This is a genomic window from uncultured Pseudacidovorax sp. (assembly GCF_913773995.1).
In the GTDB taxonomy this organism is placed as follows: Bacteria; Pseudomonadota; Gammaproteobacteria; order Burkholderiales; family Burkholderiaceae_C; genus Xenophilus.
On record NZ_CAJYES010000137.1, the window covers coordinates 1 to 4903 of the forward strand.

The 4903-nt window shown below is 68.0% G+C and carries 6 protein-coding genes; 3 read left to right on the plus strand and 3 right to left on the minus strand.

All coding sequences use genetic code 11. The annotated features are described in order from the left end of the window. The 3 genes from QZ772_RS12945 to def all read left to right on the plus strand — a co-directional run. Positions 1-1256, plus strand: a 1256-nt coding sequence (locus QZ772_RS12945; protein ID WP_295526796.1) for a helix-hairpin-helix domain-containing protein, incomplete at its 5' end; no start/stop codon positions are given. Between the two features lie 128 nt (positions 1257-1384). Further along, positions 1385-1927, plus strand: coding sequence for a hypothetical protein (locus tag QZ772_RS12950; RefSeq protein WP_295526800.1), 543 nt, complete (start codon positions 1385-1387; stop codon positions 1925-1927). A gap of 77 nt (positions 1928-2004) precedes the next feature. Then, positions 2005-2544 (plus strand): peptide deformylase, encoded by a 540-nt coding sequence (gene def / locus QZ772_RS12955; RefSeq protein ID WP_295526803.1) that lies wholly within the window; start codon positions 2005-2007, stop codon positions 2542-2544. Positions 2545-2607: 63 nt separating this feature from the next. Here the strand turns inward: def and QZ772_RS12960 are convergent, their stop codons facing one another. The 3 genes from QZ772_RS12960 to QZ772_RS12970 form a co-directional block, all read right to left on the minus strand. Then, positions 2608-3003, minus strand: coding sequence for a DoxX family protein (locus tag QZ772_RS12960; protein WP_295526805.1), 396 nt, complete (start codon positions 3001-3003; stop codon positions 2608-2610). Between the two features lie 87 nt (positions 3004-3090). Further along, the gene (gene serB, locus QZ772_RS12965) at positions 3091-3810 is read right to left on the minus strand and encodes a phosphoserine phosphatase SerB (protein WP_295526808.1); all 720 of its coding nucleotides are present in this window, start codon (positions 3808-3810) and stop codon (positions 3091-3093) included. Positions 3811-3878: 68 nt separating this feature from the next. Continuing rightward, on the minus strand, positions 3879-4903 hold a 1025-nt coding region (locus QZ772_RS12970), incomplete at its 5' end, for a TRCF domain-containing protein (RefSeq protein ID WP_295526811.1).

Below are 4903 nucleotides of genomic sequence, written 5' to 3' on the forward strand. Positions count from 1 at the left end.
ACATCGACGGCGTGGTCTACAAGGTCAACAGCCTGGCGCTGCAGCGGCAACTGGGCTTCGTCTCGCGCGAGCCGCGCTGGGCCGTCGCGCACAAGTACCCGGCGCAGGAACAGATGACCCGCATGCTGGACATCGACGTGCAGGTCGGCCGCACCGGCAAGCTGACGCCGGTGGCGCGGCTGGACCCGGTGTTCGTGGGGGGCACCACTGTCTCCAACGCCACGCTGCACAACCTGTTCGAGCTGCGGCGTAAGGAACTGCGCGTGGGGGACATGGTCGTCATCCGCCGCGCCGGCGATGTGATTCCGGAGGTGGTCGGCCGCGTGCCGCCGGCCGGTGTCGCGACGGCGCGGGCCGAGGGCCCCGACAGCGAGGCTGCCATCGACCAAGCGGTGGGCGAAGGCGAAAGCCAGCGGCTGCCCCCGCGCGAGCCGTACGTGCCCAACTTCCGCATGCCGCGGCAGTGCCCCATCTGCGGCAGCGCGGTGGTGCGGGAGAAGGGGGAGGTCAACCACCGCTGCTCGGGCGGGCTCTTCTGCGGCGCGCAGCGCAAGCAGGCGATTCTTCATTACGCGCAGCGCCGGGCTGTGGACATCGAGGGCCTGGGCGAGAAGCTGGTCGATCAACTGGTGGATGCCGGGATCGTCAAGACGCTGCCCGACCTCTACCGCATCGGCCTGACGGCGCTGGCGGCGCTGGACCGCATGGCCGAGAAGTCCGCGCAGAACGTGCTGGAGGGGCTGGAGGCGTCCAAGACGACCACGCTGCCGCGCTTCCTGTATGGCCTGGGGATCCGTCATGTGGGGGAGACCACGGCCAAGGACCTGGCGCGTCACTTCGGAAGGCTCGACGGCATCATGGACGCGACCGTCGAGCAGTTGCTGGAGGTCAACGACGTCGGCCCCATCGTGGCCGAAGCCATCCACACCTTCTTTGCCCAGCCCCACAACCGCGAGGTGATCGAGCAACTGCGGGCCTGTGGCGTGCGGTGGCCGGAAGGCGACCCCGCCCCGCGCGCCGCACTCCCGCTGGCGGGGAAGACCTTCGTCATCACAGGCACGCTGCCTACGCTCTCGCGCGAGGACGCGAAGGAAAAGCTGGAAGCGGCTGGCGCCAAGGTGGCCGGCTCGGTCAGCAAGAAGACGCACTATGTGGTGGCCGGGGAGGCTGCCGGCAGCAAGCTCGACAAGGCGCGCGAGCTGGGCGTCGAGGTGCTGGACGAAGCAGGCATGCTCGCGCTGTTGGCAGCGGCCTGACGGCAGCCCGATTGCTATGGTCCGTGCGCTGACTCTTACGGGGCGTTACCCGTGTAAAGGGAGTCCCTCGTCGGCATCCGGGCTCCAACCGCGTTGAACATCCATGGCTGCGGCCACGAGGACAAACGATGACGAAGAACTTCAGACGTGGTGGGGCTGGCGCTTTGGCGCTGGGTGTGGCAATCCTGCTGGGTGGCTGCGCCGCTTATGACGCTCCGGGGTATGCCACCACCTATCCGGGCTATCAGACCTATCCGCAAGCGGCTTATCCGGCCTATCCCGCGCAACCGTATTACGGCCAGCCCGCCGTGGTGCCGGGCGGTTATGTCGGCGTCGATGTGTACCGCGAACCCAGTCCGCGCTACTGGGGCAGCCGGCCGGTGGCACCCGCACCCTATCCGCCGGCCTACTACGGTGGGCGTCCCGGTTGGAACGACCGTGATCGTGACGGACGCCGGGATGGCGACCGAGACCGCGGCAACCGTGGATGGCGCGGTGCACCGCCGCAGGCGCAACTGCCGGGCGCTGTGCCGGTGGTTCCGCCACGTGGCCCCGGCGCAGGCAATCCGGGTGGTGGTCGCGGGCCGGGTGGTGTGCCGTTCGTCGATCCGCGGGTGGGCAGCGGCACGGTCATTCCGGTGCCGCGGCAGGACTCGGGCAACACGCCCTGATCGCGCGTGTCTGGGCTGGTGGCTGCTGAAGAGCGGATCCAGCGGGGAAAGGTCGCGGGCATCGGCAGAATCGGCCCATGACCATCCGGCAAATCCTCAAGATGGGCGACCAGCGACTGCTGCGCATCGCCCAACCCGTCACCGCCTTCGACACCGACGAACTGCACCTGCTCGTGCGGGACATGTTCGAGACCATGCGCGCAGTCAATGGCGCTGGGCTCGCGGCGCCGCAGATCGGCGTCGATTTGCAGTTGGTGATCTTCGGCACCGACGCGCCCAACCCGCGCTATCCGGACGCCCCCGTCGTTCCCCGCACGGTGCTGCTCAATCCGGTGATCGAGCCACTGGGGGACGGGGAGGAAGAGGGTTGGGAGGGCTGTCTGTCGGTGCCCGGGCTGCGCGGCGTGGTGCCGCGCTGGAAGCACATCCGCTACCAGGGTTTCGACCCGTACGGCGATCCGATCCACCGCGAAGCCGAGGGCTTTCATGCCCGGGTGGTGCAGCATGAATGCGATCACCTGATCGGCAAGCTCTACCCGATGCGCGTGCGGGATTTCACCCGCTTCGGTTTCACCGAGGTGCTGTTTCCTGGACTGGACGCGTCGGATGACGATTGAGGCGCGCGGGGGTCTGCGGAGTTGTCGGAGAACCCCGTCCCGACAATCCCGCGGCAGCGGCCTTCAGTTGAAGCGCCCACCCGCGCCGATGCGGCCGCCGCCAATCATCGAAATGGTCAGTGCCGCTGCCAGGAACATGCCCTGCAACTCCAGCGCCCAGCCGCCGTTGGCGCTGAACTTGCCCACGTCGCCCATGTGCACCAGCCAGATGGCGACAAGCATGTTGATCGCGATCACCAGTGCAGCAGGGCGTGTGAAGAAGCCGACGATCAGCAGCGCGGGCGCCACGATCTCGCCCACGTAGACGAGGTTGGCCAACACAGAAGGCACCCCGTGGGACGCCAGCATGTGGCCGATGCCATCGACACCCTTGGGCAGCTTGGCGATGCCGTGCAGCAGGATCAGCACGCCCAGGGTGGCGCGCAGGAGGAACTTGCCGATGTCGTCGGTACGGTTCATGGAGGCGGGGAAGGAAAAGGCTGAGGGAGGATGGCCGCAGAGGCCGCGAGCGCGCGATGTTAGCTGCGTGCGTGACGGTGCCCGGGCTCAGGGCTGCACGACGTCCAGCAGTCGGTCCAGCCCACCGTCGTTGATGGCCACCATGGCCTGCTCGCGCACCTTCGGCTTGGCATGGAAGGCCACCGACAGGCCGGCCTCGCCCATCATCGGCAGGTCGTTGGCGCCATCGCCCACGGCGATGGTCTGGGCGGGTGACAGGCGAAGCAGCGAGGCGACTTCCAGCAGCGTCCGGCGCTTCTCGGCACCGTCGCAGATGTCGCCCCAGTCCTGCGCCCGCACACGGCCGGTGATGTGACCGTCGTCTTCCTCCAGCAGGTTGGAACGCGCGAAGTCGATGCCCAGCCGGGCCTTCACGCGGTCGGCGAAGAAGGTGAAGCCCCCGGACACCAGCAGCACCTTCAGCCCCGCCTCGCGGCACGCTCCCACCAGTTCCGGCGCGCCCGGCGACAGGCGCAGCCGCTGGTCGTAGACCTCCTGCAGCGCGCCCACCGGCACCCCCTGCAGAAGGGCCACGCGGCGGCGCAGGCTTTCCTTGAAGTCCTTTATCTCGCCGCGCATCGTCGCCTCCGTGATGGCCGCTACTTCGGCCTTCTTGCCCACCGCATCGGCGATCTCGTCGATGCACTCGATGGTGATCAGCGTCGAGTCCATGTCGAAGGCGATCAAGCCGAAGTCCGCGAGGCGCAGCGGCGGCGTGACGCCGCGCAGGACGAGGCCGGGGGCGTGTTCGGTGGCGGGAGCGGTCATGGGCGAAGAGAGCAGCAGGGTCGAAAAAGGGCGGCGGATTGTAGGAAGGGCAGGAAGGGCGCTGGCGCTCAGGCCGCGATCGCCTCGGTCTTCGGCTGCCCCAGCGAGCGCAGCACGTCGCGCACCATCTGCGCGCGCTCCTTCGGGTCCTTCAGCTCGCGTTCGATGCGCAGCTTGTCGTTGCCCGCCAGCTTGATGTGCTTGTTCTTCTGGATCAGGCCGATGATGGCCATCGGGTCGATCGGCGGGTTGGGCTTGAAGCTGATGTTGATCACGCCCGGCGCCGCATCCACCTTGGTCACGCCGTAGGGCCGCGCCAGCACGCGCAGGCGGTGCACGTCGATCAGCGTCTGCGTCTGCGGTGGCAGCTTGCCGAAGCGGTCGACCAGTTCCTCGAGCAGGGTGTCGATCTGGTCCGTGGTGCGCGCCGTGGCCAGCTTCTTGTAGAAGGACAGTCGCAGATGCACGTCGCCGCAGTAGTCGTCGGGCAGCAGTGCGGGGGCGTGCAGGTTGATCTCGGTGGTGGCCGACAGCGGCGCCAGCAGGTCGGGCTCCTTGCCGGCCTTGAGCGAGGCCACGGCCTCGGCCAGCATCTCGTTGTAGAGCTGGAAGCCGATCTCCATCATGTTGCCGCTCTGGTGCTCGCCCAGCACCTCGCCGGCGCCGCGTATCTCCAGGTCGTGCATGGCCAGGTAGAAGCCGGAGCCCAGCTCTTCCATGGCCTGGATGGCGTCCAGCCGCTGCGCGGCCTGCTTGGTCAGGCCCTCGATGTCCGGCACCATCAGGTAGGCATAGGCCTGGTGGTGGCTTCGGCCCACGCGGCCGCGCAACTGGTGCAGCTGCGCCAGGCCGAACTTGTCGGCGCGGCTGATGACGATGGTGTTGGCGCTGGGCACATCGATGCCGGTCTCGATGATGGTCGAGCACAGCAGCAGGTTGAAGCGCTGGGCGACGAAGTCGCGCATCACCCGCTCCAGCTCGCGCTCGGGCATCTGGCCGTGGGCGACGGCGATGCGCGCCTCGGGCAGGATCTCCTGCAGCTTCTGGCGCCGGTTCTCGATGGTCTCGACCTCGTTGTGCAGGAAGTACACCT

Coding starts and splice junctions, on each gene's coding strand:
- QZ772_RS12950 (WP_295526800.1), top strand. CDS start 1,385: ATGACGAAGAACTTCAGACGTGGTGGGGCTGGCGCTTTGGCGCTGGGT.
- def (WP_295526803.1), top strand. CDS start 2,005: ATGACCATCCGGCAAATCCTCAAGATGGGCGACCAGCGACTGCTGCGC.
- QZ772_RS12960 (WP_295526805.1), bottom strand. CDS start 3,003: ATGAACCGTACCGACGACATCGGCAAGTTCCTCCTGCGCGCCACCCTG.
- serB (WP_295526808.1), bottom strand. CDS start 3,810: ATGACCGCTCCCGCCACCGAACACGCCCCCGGCCTCGTCCTGCGCGGC.